The organism is Micromonospora sp. CPCC 205546 (genome assembly GCF_036902715.1).
Lineage (GTDB): Bacteria > Actinomycetota > Actinomycetes > Mycobacteriales > Micromonosporaceae > Micromonospora.
In genome coordinates, this window is the sequence record NZ_JBAKHL010000009.1 from 103,292 (window position 1) to 119,967 (window position 16,676).

General features: G+C 73.2%; 17 protein-coding genes. 3 read left to right on the forward strand and 14 right to left on the reverse strand.

Annotated elements, in window-relative coordinates; all coding sequences use genetic code 11:
• Window positions 1–6: 6 nt before the first annotated feature.
• The 8 genes from atpA to glyA all read right to left on the reverse strand — a co-directional run bounded on the left by atpA (window position 7) and on the right by glyA (window position 6,382).
• Window positions 7–1,662 carry a F0F1 ATP synthase subunit alpha gene (gene atpA / locus V6U77_RS07935; protein WP_334605566.1) on the reverse strand — a complete coding sequence of 552 codons (1,656 nt, stop codon included), beginning with the start codon at window positions 1,660–1,662 and terminating at the stop codon, window positions 7–9.
• A gap of 93 nt (window positions 1,663–1,755) precedes the next feature.
• The gene (locus V6U77_RS07940) at window positions 1,756–2,577 is read right to left on the reverse strand and encodes a F0F1 ATP synthase subunit delta (protein ID WP_334605568.1); all 822 of its coding nucleotides are present in this window, start codon (window positions 2,575–2,577) and stop codon (window positions 1,756–1,758) included.
• Window positions 2,577–3,107 (reverse strand): F0F1 ATP synthase subunit B, encoded by a 531-nt coding sequence (locus tag V6U77_RS07945; RefSeq protein ID WP_334605569.1) that lies wholly within the window; start codon window positions 3,105–3,107, stop codon window positions 2,577–2,579. Before V6U77_RS07945 ends, V6U77_RS07940 begins: the two co-directional genes overlap by 1 nt.
• A 31-nt stretch (window positions 3,108–3,138) precedes the next feature.
• On the reverse strand, window positions 3,139–3,366 hold the full coding sequence (atpE, locus tag V6U77_RS07950; protein ID WP_088998660.1) for an ATP synthase F0 subunit C: 228 nt from the start codon (window positions 3,364–3,366) through the stop codon (window positions 3,139–3,141).
• A gap of 93 nt (window positions 3,367–3,459) precedes the next feature.
• Complete coding sequence (gene atpB, locus V6U77_RS07955; protein ID WP_334605570.1) at window positions 3,460–4,281, reverse strand: F0F1 ATP synthase subunit A; 822 nt, start codon at window positions 4,279–4,281, stop codon at window positions 3,460–3,462.
• Window positions 4,282–4,503: a hypothetical protein gene (locus tag V6U77_RS07960; RefSeq protein ID WP_132231195.1), complete on the reverse strand. Its 222-nt coding sequence runs from the start codon at window positions 4,501–4,503 to the stop codon at window positions 4,282–4,284.
• Window positions 4,504–4,667: 164 nt separating this feature from the next.
• Window positions 4,668–5,099: a hypothetical protein gene (locus V6U77_RS07965; protein WP_334605571.1), complete on the reverse strand. Its 432-nt coding sequence runs from the start codon at window positions 5,097–5,099 to the stop codon at window positions 4,668–4,670.
• Window positions 5,096–6,382 (reverse strand): serine hydroxymethyltransferase, encoded by a 1,287-nt coding sequence (glyA, locus tag V6U77_RS07970; RefSeq protein ID WP_334605572.1) that lies wholly within the window; start codon window positions 6,380–6,382, stop codon window positions 5,096–5,098. Before glyA ends, V6U77_RS07965 begins: the two co-directional genes overlap by 4 nt.
• A gap of 35 nt (window positions 6,383–6,417) precedes the next feature.
• Here glyA and V6U77_RS07975 point away from each other — a divergent pair, with 35 nt between their 5' ends.
• The gene (locus tag V6U77_RS07975) at window positions 6,418–7,911 is read left to right on the forward strand and encodes an SDR family oxidoreductase (RefSeq protein WP_334605574.1); all 1,494 of its coding nucleotides are present in this window, start codon (window positions 6,418–6,420) and stop codon (window positions 7,909–7,911) included.
• A 64-nt stretch (window positions 7,912–7,975) separates the two neighbouring features.
• On the opposite strand, the gene V6U77_RS07980 is transcribed toward V6U77_RS07975, so the two are convergent.
• From V6U77_RS07980 to prmC, 4 genes are all read right to left on the reverse strand, one after another.
• Complete coding sequence (locus V6U77_RS07980; protein WP_334605575.1) at window positions 7,976–10,090, reverse strand: transglycosylase domain-containing protein; 2,115 nt, start codon at window positions 10,088–10,090, stop codon at window positions 7,976–7,978.
• A gap of 116 nt (window positions 10,091–10,206) precedes the next feature.
• Window positions 10,207–10,818 carry an arsenate reductase/protein-tyrosine-phosphatase family protein gene (locus V6U77_RS07985; protein WP_334605576.1) on the reverse strand — a complete coding sequence of 204 codons (612 nt, stop codon included), beginning with the start codon at window positions 10,816–10,818 and terminating at the stop codon, window positions 10,207–10,209.
• A complete protein-coding gene (locus V6U77_RS07990) occupies window positions 10,819–11,463 on the reverse strand; it encodes an L-threonylcarbamoyladenylate synthase (protein WP_334605614.1) in 645 nt (214 codons plus the stop codon).
• Complete coding sequence (gene prmC, locus V6U77_RS07995) at window positions 11,463–12,401, reverse strand: peptide chain release factor N(5)-glutamine methyltransferase (RefSeq protein WP_442934396.1); 939 nt, start codon at window positions 12,399–12,401, stop codon at window positions 11,463–11,465. The genes V6U77_RS07990 and prmC overlap by 1 nt, the downstream gene beginning before the upstream one ends.
• Window positions 12,402–12,482: 81 nt before the next feature.
• Here prmC and V6U77_RS08000 point away from each other — a divergent pair, with 81 nt between their 5' ends.
• The gene (locus V6U77_RS08000) at window positions 12,483–14,033 is read left to right on the forward strand and encodes a GGDEF domain-containing protein (RefSeq protein WP_334605615.1); all 1,551 of its coding nucleotides are present in this window, start codon (window positions 12,483–12,485) and stop codon (window positions 14,031–14,033) included.
• Window positions 14,034–14,055: 22 nt separating this feature from the next.
• On the opposite strand, the gene prfA is transcribed toward V6U77_RS08000, so the two are convergent.
• Together prfA and rpmE are read right to left on the reverse strand one after the other, a co-directional pair.
• Window positions 14,056–15,144 carry a peptide chain release factor 1 gene (prfA, locus tag V6U77_RS08005; protein WP_334605579.1) on the reverse strand — a complete coding sequence of 363 codons (1,089 nt, stop codon included), beginning with the start codon at window positions 15,142–15,144 and terminating at the stop codon, window positions 14,056–14,058.
• Window positions 15,145–15,240: 96 nt separating this feature from the next.
• Window positions 15,241–15,465, reverse strand: coding sequence for a 50S ribosomal protein L31 (gene rpmE / locus V6U77_RS08010; protein ID WP_088998650.1), 225 nt, complete (start codon window positions 15,463–15,465; stop codon window positions 15,241–15,243).
• Window positions 15,466–15,766: 301 nt separating this feature from the next.
• Here rpmE and V6U77_RS08015 point away from each other — a divergent pair, with 301 nt between their 5' ends.
• Window positions 15,767–16,663, forward strand: coding sequence for a phosphatase domain-containing protein (locus tag V6U77_RS08015; protein ID WP_442934397.1), 897 nt, complete (start codon window positions 15,767–15,769; stop codon window positions 16,661–16,663).
• The last annotated feature ends 13 nt before the right edge of the window (window positions 16,664–16,676 follow it).

Here is a 16,676-nt window from a genome sequence, read left to right on the forward strand (position 1 = left end):
CAGCCCTTACCGCTTCTCGGCCGGGCGGTCGCCCGTGCCGTCACGGAAGCGGCTCACCGTCTCGCGGTCCTGCTCGCCCTCGAGCGGCGCGGCCGGCGCGTCGTTGATCCGCCGCTCGTCCTCCTTGCCGAGGAAGACCTGCTTGAACTCGGCGATGGCGGAGTCCAGGGAGTTGATGATGTCGTCGTTCCACTGGTGGTCGGCGATGCTCGCCAGGACACCCTCGTGCTTGTGCCGGAGGTACTGCAGGAACTCCGACTCGAAGCGACGGATCTCGCCGACCGGGACGTCGTCCAGCTTGCCCTCGGTGCCGGCCCAGACCGAGACGACCTGCTCCTGCACCGGGTACGGCGAGTAGTTCGCCTGCTTGAGCAGCTCCACCAGGCGGGAACCGCGGTCCAGCTGGGCGCGGGAGGTCTTGTCCAGGTCGGAGGCGAAGGCGGCGAACGCCTCCAGCTCGCGGAACTGGGCCAGGTTGAGCCGCAGCGAGCCGGCGACCTTCTTCATCGGCTTCACCTGCGCGGCGCCACCGACCCGGGAGACCGAGGTGCCGACGTTGATGGCCGGCCGGACGCCCTGGTTGAACAGGTCGGTCTCCAGGAAGATCTGGCCGTCGGTGATGGAGATGACGTTGGTCGGGATGAAGGCCGAGATGTCGTTGGCCTTCGTCTCGATGATCGGCAGGCCGGTCATCGAGCCGCCGCCCATCTCGTCGGAGAGCTTCGCGCAGCGCTCCAGCAGGCGGGAGTGCAGGTAGAAGACGTCACCCGGGTACGCCTCGCGGCCCGGCGGGCGGCGCAGCAGCAGGGACACGGCGCGGTACGCCTCGGCCTGCTTGCTCAGGTCGTCGAAGACGATCAGGACGTGCTTGCCGCCGTACATCCAGTGCTGCCCGATGGACGAGCCGGTGTAGGGGGCGAGGTACTTGAAGCCGGCCGGGTCGGAGGCCGGGGAGGCGACGATGGTGGTGTACTCCATCGCGCCCGCCTCCTCCAGGATGCCCTTGATCGAGGCGATCGTGGAGGCCTTCTGGCCGATGGCGACGTAGATGCAGCGGACCTGCTTCTTCGGGTCGCCGGAGCGCCAATTGTCCCGCTGGTTGAGGATGGTGTCCAGCGCGACGGTGGTCTTGCCGGTCTTCCGGTCGCCGATGATCAGCTGACGCTGGCCACGGCCGATCGGGGTCATGGCGTCGACGGCCTTGAGGCCGGTCTGCAGCGGCTCGTCGACCGACTGCCGGGCCATCACGTTCGGGGCCTGGAGCTCCAGCTCGCGGAAGCCCTCGTTGGCGATGTCGCCGAGCCCGTCGATCGGCTGGCCGAGCGCGTTGACCACGCGGCCGAGGAAGGCGTCGCCGACCGGCACGGAGAGCACCCGGCCGGTGCGCTTGACGCGCTGCCCCTCTTCGAGCTTGGCGGAGTCACCGAGAACGACGACACCGATCTCCCGGACGTCGAGGTTCAGCGCCACACCCAGCGTGCCGTCCTCGAACTCCAGGAGCTCGTTGGTCATGGTCGAGGGGAGGCCCTCGACGTGGGCGATGCCGTCGCCGGTGTCGGCGACGGTGCCGACCTCCTCGCGGGAGAGTTCGGACGAGTAGGAGGAGACGTAGCGCTCCAGGGCGCCGCGGATCTCCTCCGTCGAGATGGTCAGCTCGGCCATCCTCTGCTTCCTTAAGTATCAGGGGCCCGGGATACCTAGTACCGACCGGTCCGAATGGCGTCTATGTCACAGGCACTGGGCGGCGCTGCCGCCTCAGCGCTTCGCGAGCGCGTTGCGGCTCTCGTTGAGGCGGCGCAGGACGGTGCCGTCGTACAGGTCGGAGCCGACCCGTACGCTCACGCCACCGAGAACCGAGGGGTCCACCGTCTGCTTGACGGAAACCTCTCGACCGTATATCGCGGAGAGGCTGGCGCCCAACCGGCGCTCCTCCTCTTCACTCAACGGGGCCGCGGCGGTCACGTACGCCACCTGCCGGTCCCGCCGCTCGGCGGCCAGCTCGACCAGCCGGCTGAGCGCACCGGAGAGGTTGCGTCCACCGAAACCGGCGAGCGCGACCCCGATGAGGTAGCCGGTGATCGGCCGGGTCTTGCCGGCGAGCAGCTGGTCGACCAGCGTGGCCCGCCTCTCGGCGGGAACGCCCGAGTCGGAGAGCGCGCTGGACAGCTGCGGCGAACCGGCGACGACCTGCCCGAAGCGGAACAGCTCGTCCTCCACCTCGCCCAGGTCGCCGGCGGAGTCGGCACTCGCCAGGAGCGCGTCGATGCCCAGCTGCTCGGTGGCGCCGAGCAGCTCCGACGGCACCGACCAGCGGCCGGCGACCAGGGAGGCGACCAGGTCCAGCGCCTCGGCGCCGACCTTGCCGCGCAGCACCTCGCCGAGCAGCCCGGCACGGTCGGCCCCGGAACGGGCCGGGTCGGAGAGCGCGCGGCGCAGCCGCGGTTCGCGCCGCAGCAGGTCGGCGACGGAGAGGATGTCGCCGGCGGTGGTGGCCACCGCCGACGGCTCCGCGCCGCGGACGTACGCGTCGAGGTGCTCGACCGCGACCTTGTACGACTCCCGGCTGGCGGCCTGCATCAGCGGGCCCCCGCGCTCTCGAGGTTGCTCAGGAACCGGTCGACGGTGCCCTTGCGACGCGCCTCGTCGGCGAGCGACTCCCCGACGATCTTGCTGGCCAGGTCGACCGCGAGGGTGCCGACCTCGGTGCGCAGCTCGCGCACGATGGTGGCGCGCTCGGCGGCGAGCTGCTCCTTGCCGGCGGCGACGATCCGTTCGGACTCCTCGCGCGCCTTGGCGAGGATGTCCTGGCGGATGCCCTCGGCGTCGGCCCGGGCGTCGTCCCGGATCCGGGCCGCCTCGGTGCGCACCTCGGCGAGCTGGGCCCGGTACTGCTCGAGCACCTGGTTGGCCTCGGCCTGAGCGGCCTCGGCCCGCTTGAGCCCGCCCTCGATGGCGTCGACCCGCGCCTGGTACATCGCCTCCATGCGGGGCATGACGAACTTCAGCAGGACGAAGCAGAGCAGGGCGAAGGCGATGGTCCCGACGACCATCTCCTGCCAGATGGGCAGGATCGGGTTGTGCTCCACACCTTCTGCGGCGATGAACATGTCAGACCTCCGGGTCGGAAGAAAGCTCTCGTCAGCCGCCGACAGCGAAGGCGAGCACCAGGCCGAAGAGCGCGAGCGCCTCGACCAGGGCGAAGCCCAGGATCAGCCAGGTGCGGTTGTAGCCGGCGGACTCCGGCTGGCGCGCGCTCGACTGGATGTAGGCCGCGAAGACCAGGGCGACACCGATACCGGGGCCGATGGCGGCGAGGCCGTAGCCGATGGTGTTGACGCTACCGCCGATCTCGGCAAGAACAGTCATTGCGGGTATTCCTCCTGTTCGACGCGTGAGGTCTCACGCGTACGCGGGTCGGTACCAGAAGCTTGGTCGGGCCGGGTGGCCCGCCGAGCCCGATCAGTGCTCGTCGGCGAGCGAACTTCCGATGTAGTTCGCGCTCAGCGTGACGAAGACGTAGGCCTGCAGCACGGCGACCAGCACCTCGAAGAAGGCCATCACGATCGCCATCAGGAAGGAGAAGACCGAGGTCACCTGGATGAACAGGCTGCTCGAGTTGAGCATCACGAAGCCGCCGATGGTGAAGACCAGCAGCAGCAGGTGGCCGGCGAACAGGTTGGCGAAGAGCCGCAGCGCCAGCGTGACGGGCCGGACGATGAACGTCTGCATGAACTCGATCGGGATCAGCAGGATGTGCATGGGCCACGGCACGTTCGGGATGATCAGGCTCATCTTGAGGTACTTGCCGAGGCCGTGCTTGCGGGCGCCGATGTAGAGGTACATCACGTAGGAGACCGCGGCGAGCACGATGGGGAACGCGATGTGCGAGTTCGGCGAGATCTGCAACCCGGGCACGATGGCGAACAGGTTGGTCAGCACGATGAAGCTGAACAGCACCGTGAAGTAGGGCGCGAAGCGGATGCCCGCGTTGCCCATCTGCTCGCGGGCGATGTTGTCCCGGACCAGGCCGTAGACCGACTCGGCGTACCACTGGGCCTTGCCGGGGACCAGCTTGGGCTTCCGGTAGGCGAGCATGAAGAAGACGATCAGCAGCGCGACCGCGAGCCAGATCATGATCCCGAACTTGGTGACCCAGGGGCCAGCCACGTCCGGCGGGTAGAAATCTCCGACGCTGGGGGGCCAGGGAAGCCCCTCGGCGGCGACGAGCTGTCCACTCACCGTGTCATCCTCCGCACTCGACAGACCCGGGCGTGCTGGCACTCAAGCACTGAGCCTCTTCATGATCAGGTAAATCGCTCCGGCCGCGCCGAAGATCATGCCGAGGGCGACCCCGACGCCGGTTCGCAGATCGAGAAAGCGCTCCGCCAACCACCCGAGGAAGCCCCACACCACGATGCCGGCGAGTAGGTAGCCCAGAACGGCCCCTGCCGCGCCTTCCGACGAAGGGTCGTCGGACCTGCGGGGGTGTGGGTCTTCGGCCATGACGTGGCGAACAATATCAGCAGGCACGCGCCGGAGTGTGCGGCACCCCCCACACTGCGGACAGCGTGCGGGCCGTGGTGCGGGCGCGAAAGTCGTTGGTCAGGTTACTCCCGTGCGGCCCGCGGCGGCAGCCCGAAATGCCGGACACGGATCCGACAGAACGCTCACTCACCGCGTCGCTCGAATGTGGGCAGTGGCGAGCGCAGGGCCCAGGTGAGGTGGGCGCCGGTCCAGACCACCACGGCCGCGATGATCGCCACCCCCATGTCGGGCAGGCCGGGCCAGCCGGTGGCCGCCACGGCGGCCATCGCCACCCCGAGCACCACGATCTTCGTGGCGTAGGTGACCAGCCCCACCGACATGATCATCCGTGGATTGACGGCGTCGGCCCAGGCCACCGAGACGCCGGAGACCAGGTAGCTGACGACGACCAGCGCGATCCCGGCGGCCACGCCCGCCGCCCCGGTGCCGCCGCGCAGCACCGCCGCGGCCGGCACCGCGACCAGCGCGAGCACCGCGCAGGCCAGCAGCGGCAGGCGGAGGTGCGGCAGCCGGGCCCGGATGGCGCCGGGCTCGCCCGCGCGCGGCTCGCTCATCGGGGGTACGCCGGGAAGGCGGCGGCCAGTTCGGCGACCTCGCCGGCGATCCCGGCGAGGGTGTCGGCGCCCCCGGGAGCGGCGGGATCGGTGCGCACGGCGCGGGCGATCAGCGCGGCGACCTGGCGCATCTCCGGCTCGCGCATGCCCTGGGTGGTGACGCTCGGCGTGCCCACCCGGATGCCCGAGGCGACCATCGGCTTCTGCGGGTCGTACGGGATCGCGTTCTTGTTCAGGGTGATGGTGGCGGCGTCGCAGCGCGCCTCGGCGTCCGCGCCGGTCACCCCGACCTCGCGCAGGTCGATCAGGGCGAGGTGCGTGTCGGTGCCCCCCGAGACCGGGCGCATCCCCTCGTCGGCCAGCCCGGCGGCGAGCGCCCGCGCGTTGGCCACCACCCGCTCGGCGTAGGCCCGGAACTCGGGCTGGGCGGCCTCGTGCAGCGCGACCGCCTTGGCGGCGACGGCGTGCATCAGCGGACCGCCCTGGGTGAACGGGAAGACCGCCTTGTCGATGCGCTGGGCCAGCGACCCACGGCAGAGGATCATGCCGCCGCGCGGGCCTCGCAGCACCTTGTGCGTGGTGAGGCAGACGACGTCGGCGTGCGGCACCGGCGACGGGACGGCCTTCCCGGCGACCAGCCCGATGAAGTGGGCGGCGTCGACCATGAGGTACGCCCCGACCTCGTCGGCGATCTCGCGGAACCGCGCGAAGTCGATCAGCCGCGGGTACGCGGTCGCGCCACAGATGATCATCTTGGGGCGGTGCGCGAGGGCGAGGTCGCGTACCTCGTCGTAGTCGATGAGCTCGGTGTCGCGCCGGACGGTGTAGCCGACGGTGTGGAACCACTTGCCGGAGAAGTTGACCCGGCTGCCGTGGGTGAGGTGGCCGCCGTGCGGCAGGTCCATCGCGAGCACCGTGTCCCCCGGCTGCACCAGCGCGGCGTACGCGGCCAGGTTGGCGCTCGCCCCCGAGTGCGGCTGGAGGTTGGCGTGCTCCGCGCCGAAGAGCTCCTTCGCCCGGGCGATGCCGATCTCCTCGGCCCGGTCGACCTCGGCGCAGCCGCCGTAGTAGCGCCGCCCCGGGTAGCCCTCGGCGTACTTGTTGGTCAGGGTGGAGCCGAGCGCGGCCAGCACCGCCGGCGAGGTCAGGTTCTCGCTGGCGATCAGCTGCAGCCCGCCCCGGAGCCGGTCCAGCTCGCCGAGCACCACCGCGGCGATCTCCGGGTCGGTCCTGTGGAGCTGCGCGAAGTCCGGCCCCCAGAAGGTGCTCGTCTCAGTAGCCACAGCGCCAGAGTCTATTGGGCCGCACACTGGAGACCGTGAGATGCCTGGTCACCGGAGCGACGGGTTACATCGGCGGGCGGCTGGCGCCCCGACTGCTGGCCGAGGGGCACACGGTGCGCTGCCTGGCCCGCAAGGCGGGACGGCTGCGGGACGTGCCGTGGGCGACGCGGACCGAGATCGCCGAGGGCGACCTGCGCAGACCGGAGACGCTGCCCGCCGCGTTCGCGGGCGTGGACGTCGCCTACTACCTGGTGCACTCGCTCGGGCAGGCCGGCTTCGAGGCCGCCGACCGGGAGGCCGCCACCGGGTTCGCCGAGGCCGCGCGGGCCGCCGGCGTACGCCGGATCGTCTACCTCGGCGGGCCGGAGCCGGCGGCGGACCGGGAGGTCCCGTCGGCGCACCTGCGCTCCCGGGCCGAGGTCGGGCGGATCCTGCTCGACAGCGGGGTGCCGACGGCGGTGCTTCGGGCCGCGGTGATCATCGGCTCCGGGTCGGCGTCGTTCGAGATGCTGCGCTACCTGACCGAGCGGCTGCCGGCCATGGTCACCCCGCGCTGGGTCCGCAACCGGATCCAGCCGATCGCCGTCCGGGACGTGCTGCGCTACCTGACCGGCTGCGCCGACCTGCCGCCGGAGGTCAACCGCGCGTTCGACATCGGCGGGCCGGACATCCTCACCTTCGAGGAGATGATGCAGCGGTACGCGCGGGTGGCCGGGCTGCGCCGGCGGGCCATCGTGCCGGTGCGGCCGCTGACGCCCTCGCTCTCCTCGCACTGGGTCGGGCTCGTCACGCCGGTGCCGAACGCGATCGCCCGGCCGCTGGTGGAGAGCCTGGTGCACGAGGCCGTCGCCCACGAGCACGACATCGCGACGTACGTCCCCGACCCGCCGGAGGGGCTGACGGGCTTCGACCAGGCGGTCGCGGCGGCCCTGACGAAGGTGCGCGACGGCGAGGTGGAGACCCGCTGGTCGACCGCGAGCGGGCCCGACGCGCCGGCCGAACCGCTGCCCAGCGACCCGGAGTGGTCCGGCGGGACCGCCTACACCGACGTCCGCGAGCGGGCCGTGCACGCCCCGCCGGAGGACCTGTGGCGGGTCGTCGAGGGCGTCGGCGGCGAGCACGGCTGGTACTCGTTCCCGCTGGCCTGGTCCGTGCGGGGCTGGCTGGACCGGCTGATCGGCGGCGTGGGGCTGCGCCGCGGCCGGCGCGACCCGCACCACCTCCAGGTCGGCGAGGCGCTGGACTTCTGGCGGGTGGAGGAGATCGTGCCCGGCGAGCTGCTGCGGCTGCGCGCCGAGATGCGCCTGCCGGGCCGGGCCTGGCTGGAGATGCGCGTGGTCCGGGTGAACGGGGAGAGAAGCCGCTACCAGCAGCGGGCGGTGTTCCTGCCGCGCGGGCTGCCCGGGCACGCGTACTGGGGTGCGGTGGCGCCCTTCCACGCGGTGGTCTTCGGCGGAATGGCCCGCAACATCGCCCGCCAGGCCGAGCAGTCGGCCCGCCGGCCCCTCGCCCCGTTCCTGCGCCGCTGAGCCGCCGCCTGCGCCGGGCCCGGGTCCGGTCGTCGGCGGCGCGGGCTCGGCCGTCGCCGCGGGCTCAGTTGCCGCCGCGGGAGCCGGTGAGCTGGAAGGCGGTCGCCTCACCGGGCGGCACGAAGTCGCGCACCGGCTCGTCGCGCAGCGCGAAGGCGAGCACCTCCCCCACCGCCTCGACCAGCTGCCGCTGCACCCGCTGACCGACCGCGTCGCGCGGGTCGTCGGGGTTGGCGGCGATCGAGGCGACCGCGAGCTGCGGGGTGAAGGCGACCACGGTCTCCGTCGCGTACCCGTCCGAGCTGCCCGTCTTGCCCGCCACCGGCCGGCCGAGCTGCTGGCGCAGCCCCTCGGCGGTGCCGACGCTGCACTCCTGGTACATCGACTGGTCGCCCACGGGGCAGCGGGCCGCGTCGGCCGCCGCCCGGGCCACGTCCGCGTCGACCACCTGGCGGCAGTCCGGCCGCGCGGCGGCCACCGGTCGGCCGGCGCCGTCGGCGATCGAGACGACCGGCAGCGGCGCGCACCACGAGCCCTCGGCCGCCACCGCGGCGTACGCGCCGGCCAGGTCGAGGGGGGTGGTGGCGGAGACGCCGAGGGTGAACGGACCCCACTCGCGCGCACCGTGGCGGGCCAGCCGCGCGTCGTCCTCGGAGCGGAAGACGATGCCGAGCCGCTCGGCCATCTCCACCACCCGGTCCGCACCGACCCGCCCGGTCAACCAGGCGAAGTACGTGTTGACCGACTCGCCGAAGGCGGTCCACATGGTGTGCCGGCCGTCCATGGAGGCGCTGGCGTTGCGCGGGCACCAGTACCCGTCGCAGCTCGCCGTCGCCTCCGTCACCGAGTAGTCCGTCACGATCCGCTCCGGCGCGTCGAACTCCGTGGCCAGCGGCAGCCCGGACTCCAGCGCGGCCAGCATCGTGAAGAGCTTGAACGTGGAACCGGCCTGGTAGCCCTCGATGGCTCCGCCCCCGGCGACCAGTTGGTTGACGGTGTTCGGGTGGTTCTTCTGCCCGTCCGGGTTGGCGGCCACGCCGTAGTTCCGGTTCACCGCCATCGCGAGCACCCGGCCCGTACCCGGCTGGACCACCGCCGTCGGCGCCGCCCGCCGGTCCTGGACCGGGTAGACGCGGCGGACCTGCTCGGTGGCCGCGCGCTGCACCGCCGGGTCGAGCGAGGAGACGATGGAGAAGCCGCCCCGGCGCAGCGTGAGCTGCCGCTCGTCGACCGTCGCGCCGAACGCCGGCTGGTCGTTCCACCACCGGGTGAACCAGTCGCAGAAGAAGCCCCAGTCGTTGTGCTCCGCCGGCACCGCCGTGCAGTCGTTCGGCGTCTGGCTGGGCCGCAGCCTCAACTGCTCCGCCCCGGCCCGGGCCGCCGCCTCCGCGTCGACCTGCCCGGACTCCACCAGCCGGTCCAGCACGTACCCCCGGCGGGCGAGCGCCGCGTCCGCGTCGCCGTTGATCGGATCGTCGGTGTGCGGGGAGCGGACCAGCCCGGCCAGCAGCGCCGCCTCGGCCAGGGTGAGCTCCGCCGGCGGCTTGGAGAAGTAGCGTCTGCTGGCGGCGGCCACCCCGTACGCGCCCGCGCCGAAGTAGGCGATGTTGAGGTAGCGGGCGAGGATCTCGTCCTTGGTGAGCTCCCGCTCCAACGCCAGCGCGTACCGCATCTCCTGGATCTTGCGCGCGGTGGTCAGCTCGGTGGCGGCGGCGCGCTGCCGCTCGCTCAGCCGCGGATCGTTGCTGAGCACGTTGCGGACGTACTGCATGGTCAGCGTGGACGCGCCCTGCCTCGTCGTCCCGTCGCGTTGGTTGACCGTGAAGGCCCGCACCACGCCGCGCAGGTCGACCCCGCTGTGCTCGTGGAACCGGGTGTCCTCGGCCGCGATGATCGCCTGCCGCATCACCGGCGCCACCTCGGTCAGCGGCACGTCCACCCGGTCCTCCTGGTAGAAGGAGGTGATCAGGGTGGTGCCGTCGTTGGCGTAGAGGTTCGAGCGCTGGGCGGTGGGCGGCGTGCGCAGCGTGTTCGGCAGTTCCGAGTACGGCCCGGCGAGCGCCGAGAACCCGATCCCGAAGACCAGCGCGGCCGGCAGGGCCGCCACCGCCAGCACCAGGCCGGCCAGCACGCCGGCGATCAGCACGGTGAACAGTTTGTCGAGGCGTGCCCGGGTCATCAGCTCTCCCCGCAGGAGCCGGTCAGGACCCACCCAGAATGACCTGAAAGTCCCTCTTGACCGTCCCTTTCCCCCAAACCCGCAGGAAACTCACGCGCGGGGGTACCCCGGGCGGGTTACGGCAGGAGCACGGCGGCGAGGGGGTGGACGGTCTCCTCGATCTCGTCGGCGACCCGGCTGAAGCACTGGTCGCCGCGGCCCCACGGGTCGTCGAGATCGTCCGTGGGCAGCGTGCCGGCGCCCAGGCGGGCGGCGTGGGCGGCCTCCACCAGGGCCACGCCGCGCGCGTACACCCCCTCGGGGGTCGCCTCGGCCGCCGGCAGCCCGGCGGCGTCCACCCCGGCGAGCAGCCGGCCGAACTCGCCCAGCACGAACGTGCGCGACGCGGCGTCGGGGCGCAACGCCACCACGTAGTCCTGCTGGTCGGCGGTGGCGGTGAGGACGAGGTCGGCGGCGTCGATGTGGTCCGACCGCAGCTTGCGCGCGGCGAAGCCGTCGGCGCTGCCGCCCCGCGAGGTCACCTGGCGCGACGCCGGCGGGTTCATCTCCTCACCGGCGTGCCAGCCGCCGGTGCCGGCGCTGTGGCTGTGCAGCAGCTCGTCGGCACGCCCCGGGTCGACGTCGCGGCGGGCCAGCCGTTCCCGGACGGCGAGGGCCAGCAGCCGCTCGGCCATCGGGGACCGGCAGATGTTGCCCATGCACACGTGCAGCACGGTGAACGGAGGCACTCAGACCCCCTGGTTCACGAGGATGTCGGGCACCACGTCGCGCAACTTCTCCAGCCCGACGGCGCCCTGGCGCATGACCTGCGGCACCTCACCGGTCAGGTCCACGATCGTGCTCGGCACCGGTTCCGGGCAGGGCCCGGCCTCCAGGTAGGCCCGCACCGAGTAGGAGAGCTGGTCGCGGGCCTCCTCGGCGGTGAGCGCCGCCGGCTGGCCGGTCTTGTTGGCCGAGGCGACCGCCATCGGGCCGGTCTCGCGCAGCACCTCCAGCGCCACCGGATGCAGCGGCATCCGCACCGCCACCGTCTGCGAGGAGTCGCCGAGGTCCCAGCGCAGGCTGGGCGAGTGCGTCACGATGATGGTCAACGCCCCGGGCCAGAACGCCTCGACGAGGTCCCGGGCCGCCTGGGGCAGCGAGTAGACCAGGCCGTCGAGGGTGTGCCGGGAGCCGATCAGCACCGGTGGCGGCACCTGACGGCCGCCCTTGGCGTCCAGCAGGGCCGTGACCGCGTAGGGGGTGAACGCGTCCGCGCCGATCCCGTAGACCGTGTCGGTCGGCAGGACGACCAGCTCGCCGTTCTTGACCGCCTCGATGGCAGCGGCGATGCCGCGGTCCCGGTCGGCGGGCGACCGGCAGTCGTAGAGCATCACGAGGAGTCAGTCTGCCACGTCGCCCCGGCGGGGGCGTGCTGGCCGTCCGCCCGGCGGGACGCGGTCGCGAAGCGGGGACGCCCGGTCAGGTCCGGATGGTCGGCGACCGCCTCGAACCGGCCGTCCGCGGCGAGCAGGTCGGACACCGCCGTGGCGTGCGTGTCGTCGTGCTCGACGCCGAGCACCCCGCCCGGACGCAACAGCGCCGCCGCCCGGGCGAGGACCGGGCGGATCACCGCCAGGCCGTCCGTGCCGCCGAAGACCGCGTCCGCCGGGTCGTGCCGGCCCACCTCCGGGGGTACGGCGACGTCCGACGGCACGTACGGCGGGTTGCACAGCAGCACGTCGACGCGGCCCACCAGGTCGGCGAGCAGGTCGGCGGCGGTGACGTCGGCCGCCACCACCTCGATCGGCCGGTCCCCGGCGGCGGCCCGGGCCGCCGCGTTGCGCCGCAGCCAGGGCAGCGCCGCCGCCGACCGTTCCACCGCCACCACCCGGGCCGTCGGCAGTTCCTGGGCGACCGAGAGGGCGATCGCCCCCGAGCCGCTGCACAGGTCCACCACCAGTCCGGCGCCCAGCCGTCGGCCCTGCGCGATTCCCCAGCCGGCGAGCAGCTCCGTCTCCGGCCTGGGCACGAAGACGCCCGGCCCGACGGCCAGCTCCAGGTGCCGGAAGCCCGCGCTGCCCGTCAGGTGCTGCAACGGCTCCCGTCCGGCGCGCCGCGCGACCAGCGCGTCGAGGCGGTCGAGCTGCTCGGCGGTGAGGTCGTCGGCCAGCGCCAGCCGGCCCCGGGGCACCGCCAGCACGTACGCGGCCAACTGCTCCGCCTCGGCCCGGGCGGAGGCGATCCCGGCGTCGGCGAGGGCCCGGGACGCGCGGGCCAACGCCACGGAAGGTCGCTGCCGTCTCGTCCCTTCGGACGGGTGTTGCGGCACGGTGGTCACGAGATAATCATGGGGCGTCGCGCTGGACATCACGAGCGGATGCGTCCGGACGCACACCGACAGGAGGTCGCGGTGGGTTGGCTCGACCGGGTCACCGACCAGGTTGACGCCCTGACGCGCGCGCGGGCCCTCCAGGAGTCCAGCCGCTCCGCCGAGGCGTACGCGATCCTCGACCGGGTCGCCGCCACCACCACCGACCCGTACGCGCGCGCCGACGCCCTGGTCCAGCGCCTCTCCGCGGTGATCAACCTGGGCCGCACGGCGGAGTACACCCGGGCCGTCGAGGAGGCCTCCACCGCCGCCCGCGACCTCGCCGAGCCCTACCTGCTCGGGCACCTCAACGCGCTGGCCGCCCTCGCCGCGCACCACCAGGGCGCACCGGACCGCTGCGTCACCCACCTCGTGAAGGCGGCCCGGGCGCTGGGCGCGGTGGCGGACCCGGACCGGGACACCGCGTGGGGCTGGCACGACCTGGCAATGGCCTACTCGTACCTCAGCTTCCACGGCTACGCTCTCGGCGCCATCGAACGCGCCCGCCAGCTGGGCGGCGCCGCCGACATCCCCGAGGAGACCTTCGCCGCCCCCGGCATCCGGCTGCGCAACGCGGTGGCACTGGACCACAACGGCGACAGCGACGGCTGCCTGCGGGTGCTGCGGGACGTCGCCGCCGACCTCGACCGGTTCCTGCGCAGCGGGCGGGCCGGCAGGCTGCGCCCGAGCAGCCTGGCCGCGTACGGCTACGCCGCCGCCCGCCGGGCCGCCCTCGGCGACCGGCTGGACGTCGACACGGAGGCCGCCCCCGCCCGGCTGCTCGGCCACGGCGGCGACAGCGCCCGCGCCCGCGACATGCGCCAGCTCGGCCAGGTCTGCCTGGCCGTCGCCGAGGGACGGCCGATCGAGGCCGTCGCCCGGCTGGACACCGTCCAGGTCTCGACCGAGACCCTGGGCGCGGCCGAACCGGCCCGGCTGCGCAGCATCGCCCTGGCCCGCGCCGGCGACCACGCCGGGGCGCACCGGGCCGACCGGCTGGCGTTCCGGCTGGCCGCCCAGCGCAACGACCGGCTCCGGGACGTCTACATCGACGGCATCGCCGCCCGCATCGACCACGAGGAGATGCGCCGGGAGGCGGCCCGTTTCGAGGGCGAGGCGTTGACCGACCCGCTGACCGGGCTGCCCAACCGGCGGCGGCTGGAGCGCTACATCGCCACCGTGGTCGCCCACGGCGACCGGGTGGTGATCGGCGTCTGCGACCTGGACGGCTTCAAGGCCGTGAACACCCGGCACGGGCACCACTCCGGCGACCTGGTGCTCCAGCGCGTCGCCGGGGTGATCAACCGGGTGATGCGCCGGGGCGACTTCGTGGCCCGCTACGGCGGGGACGAGTTCGTGGTGGTGCTGCCCGGCGCCGGGATGGCCGAGGCGGCCGAGGTGGGCCGCCGCATCGACGCGGCGGTGCGCACGGAGGACTGGGAGTCGCTGGTGCCCGGCACCCCGGTCGGGGTCAGCGTCGGCTTCGCCGAGGTGGGCGCCACCGACCCGGGCCTGCGCGACGCCCTCGGCACCGCGTTCGAGGCCGCCGACCGCGAGATGCTCCGCGCGAAGACCCGCCCCCGCGCCTCCTGACCGCGCGCCGTGGCGCGCGGGGTCAGCGGCGGGTCAGCTCGGTGTCGCCGGCCAGGCGGGCGGCGCGGTCGGCCTCGGCGAGGGCGTCGAGGACCCCGTCCAGGTCGCCGGCGAGCGCCAGGTCCAGGTTGTACGCGGTGTAGCCGATCCGATGGTCGGTGATCCGGTTCTGCGGGTAGTTGTAGGTGCGGATCCGCTCGGAGCGGTCCACGGTGCGCACCTGCGCCTTGCGGGCGTCCGAGGCGGCCGCGTCGGCCTGCTCCTGGGCCGCCGCCAGGAGCCGGGCGCGCAGGATCCGCATCGCCTGCTCCCGGTTCTGCAACTGGGACTTCTCGTTCTGGCAGGAGACCACGATGCCGGTCGGGACGTGCGTGATCCGGACCGCCGAGTCGGTGGTGTTCACCGACTGACCGCCCGGCCCCGACGAGCGGAACACGTCGATCCGCAGCTCGTTCGGGTCGATGGTGACGTCGACGTCCTCGGCCTCCGGGAGCACCAGCACGCCGGCGGCGCTCGTGTGGATGCGGCCCTGCGACTCGGTGACCGGTACGCGCTGCACCCGGTGCACGCCGCCCTCCCACTTGAGCCGGGACCAGACGCCGTTGCCGCCCTCGGGCACGCCCTTGGTCTTGATCGCCAGCGAGACGTCCTTCACCCCGCCCAGGTCCGAGTCCTGGGCGTCGAGCACCTCGGTGAGCCAGCCACGCCGCTCGGCGTAGCGCGTGTACATCCGCAGCAGGTCGCCGGCGAACAGGGCGGACTCCTCGCCGCCCTCGCCCGCCTTGATCTCGACGATCACGTCCTTGGCGTCGTGCGGGTCGCGCGGGATCAGCAGCTCCGCCAGCCGTTCCTCCAGCGCCGGCAGGCTCGCCGCGATCGACTCCGCCTCGGCGGCGAAGGACGCGTCCTCGGCCACCAGCTCGCGGGCGGCGGCCAGGTCGGCGCGGGCCTGCTCCAGCTCCCCGGCCGCCTTGTGCAGCGGCACGAGTTCGGCGTACCGGCGGCCGATCCGGCGGGCGGCGCCCTGGTCGGCGTGGATGGCCGGATCCGCCAGCCGCTTCTCCAGCTCGGCGTACTCGTCGAGGAGGGCGGCCAGACGCTCGCTGCTCATGCGGGGGAGGCTCCTTCGACGACGTGGGCGGGACCGGGGGAATACGGACGACGCCCGCGTCCGGCACGAGACCGGGCGCGGGCGCCGAACGAGGAGCTACTTGGCCTTCTTGGCCTGAACCTTGGCGTACTTCTGCTGGAACTTCGCCACCCGGCCCGCGGTGTCCAGGACGCGCTGCTTGCCGGTGTAGAACGGGTGGCAGGCGCTGCAGGTCTCGACGTGGATCGAGCCGCCCTTGGCGGTGCTGCGGGTGGTGAACGTGTTGCCGCAGGAGCAGCTGACCTCGGTGGTCACGTACTCCGGGTGGATGTTGGACTTCATCTCGCCTCGGTCCTCTCGTGGGTGGTCGCCGGGTCGCCGTCGGTTGTCCGTCGCGCGTGCGCGACGGGCTCGGGCGTGAACCGGAACCGGTGGCCGATTGACCAGTGTGCCATGGGCGCGCGCCGACCCGGCAGTCGGGCCGTACGGCTGGTCCGGCATCGACAACGCACGCCGCACCTCCCGCATTCCCGCCGCGTGGCCGGGCATTCACCCCGGCACGGCCGCCGTCCGGACGTGCCCCGTGCGGGGCACGGCCCGGGTGGCGGAGGGACCACCGACGACGTCCGACCCGGAGGAGCCGATGGCCCGCCTGATCGCCACCCGGGGGCTGCCCGCCTCCGGCAAGACCACGTTCGCCCGGACGCTCCAGCCGTCCGTGGTGCGGATCAACCGGGACGACCTGCGCCGGATGCTGCACGGCGAGCGGCTGTTCACCCAGTGGGCGGAGTGGCAGGTCACCGTCGCGCAGCGGGCACAGGTCGAGGCGCTGCTGCGGGCCCGGGCCGACGTCTGCGTCGACGACACCAACCTGCGCTCGCGGACCCTGCGCGACTGGGCGGACCTGGCGGCGCGGCACGGCGCCGATTTCGAGGTGCACGACTTCACCGACGTGCCGCTGGCGGAGTGCCTGCGCCGCGACGCGGCCCGCCCCGAGGCCGACCGGGTCGGCGAGGCGTGGATCCGCCGGCTGCACGAGCGCTACCTGGAGGGTCGTACGCTGCCGCTGCCCGTGCCGCAGGCCCGCACGGGGCGGCCCGCCACGGTGCACGCCCCGTCGACCGAGCCGCCGGAGATCGTGCTGGTCGACATCGACGGCACGGTCGCGCTGAACGTCTCGCGCAGCCCGTACGACATGACCCGGGTCGGCGAGGACGAGCCGAACCCGGCCGTGATCGCGGCGGTCCGGGCGATGCACGCCGCCGGGTACGGGGTGGTGTTCTGCTCGGGCCGGGACGCCACCGCCCGCGCCGCCACCGAGGCGTGGCTGGCCCGGCACGTCCGCGTCCCCTACCTCGGGCTGCACCTGCGGGCCGTCGGCGACAGCCGCAGGGACTCCGTGGTCAAGCGGGAGATCTACGAGCGCGGGATCGCCGAGCGCTACCGGGTGGTCGGTGTCTTCGACGACCGTCAGCAGGTGGTGCGGATGTGGCGCGCCCTCGGCCTCACCGTCTTCCAGGTGGCCGAGGGCGACTTCTGAGGCCGGCACCGGG

What these genes read in the sequence shown, in the direction of transcription:
- atpA (WP_334605566.1), bottom strand. Translation starts at nt 1,662, where the DNA reads ATGGCCGAGCTGACCATCTCGACGGAGGAGATCCGCGGCGCCCTGGAG.
- V6U77_RS07940 (WP_334605568.1), bottom strand. Translation starts at nt 2,577, where the DNA reads ATGCAGGCCGCCAGCCGGGAGTCGTACAAGGTCGCGGTCGAGCACCTC.
- V6U77_RS07945 (WP_334605569.1), bottom strand. Translation starts at nt 3,107, where the DNA reads ATGTTCATCGCCGCAGAAGGTGTGGAGCACAACCCGATCCTGCCCATC.
- atpE (WP_088998660.1), bottom strand. Translation starts at nt 3,366, where the DNA reads ATGACTGTTCTTGCCGAGATCGGCGGTAGCGTCAACACCATCGGCTAC.
- V6U77_RS07960 (WP_132231195.1), bottom strand. Translation starts at nt 4,503, where the DNA reads ATGGCCGAAGACCCACACCCCCGCAGGTCCGACGACCCTTCGTCGGAA.
- V6U77_RS07965 (WP_334605571.1), bottom strand. Translation starts at nt 5,099, where the DNA reads ATGAGCGAGCCGCGCGCGGGCGAGCCCGGCGCCATCCGGGCCCGGCTG.
- V6U77_RS07980 (WP_334605575.1), bottom strand. Translation starts at nt 10,090, where the DNA reads ATGACCCGGGCACGCCTCGACAAACTGTTCACCGTGCTGATCGCCGGC.
- V6U77_RS07990 (WP_334605614.1), bottom strand. Translation starts at nt 11,463, where the DNA reads ATGCTCTACGACTGCCGGTCGCCCGCCGACCGGGACCGCGGCATCGCC.
- prfA (WP_334605579.1), bottom strand. Translation starts at nt 15,144, where the DNA reads ATGAGCAGCGAGCGTCTGGCCGCCCTCCTCGACGAGTACGCCGAGCTG.
- rpmE (WP_088998650.1), bottom strand. Translation starts at nt 15,465, where the DNA reads ATGAAGTCCAACATCCACCCGGAGTACGTGACCACCGAGGTCAGCTGC.
- V6U77_RS08015 (WP_442934397.1), top strand. Translation starts at nt 15,767, where the DNA reads ATGGCCCGCCTGATCGCCACCCGGGGGCTGCCCGCCTCCGGCAAGACC.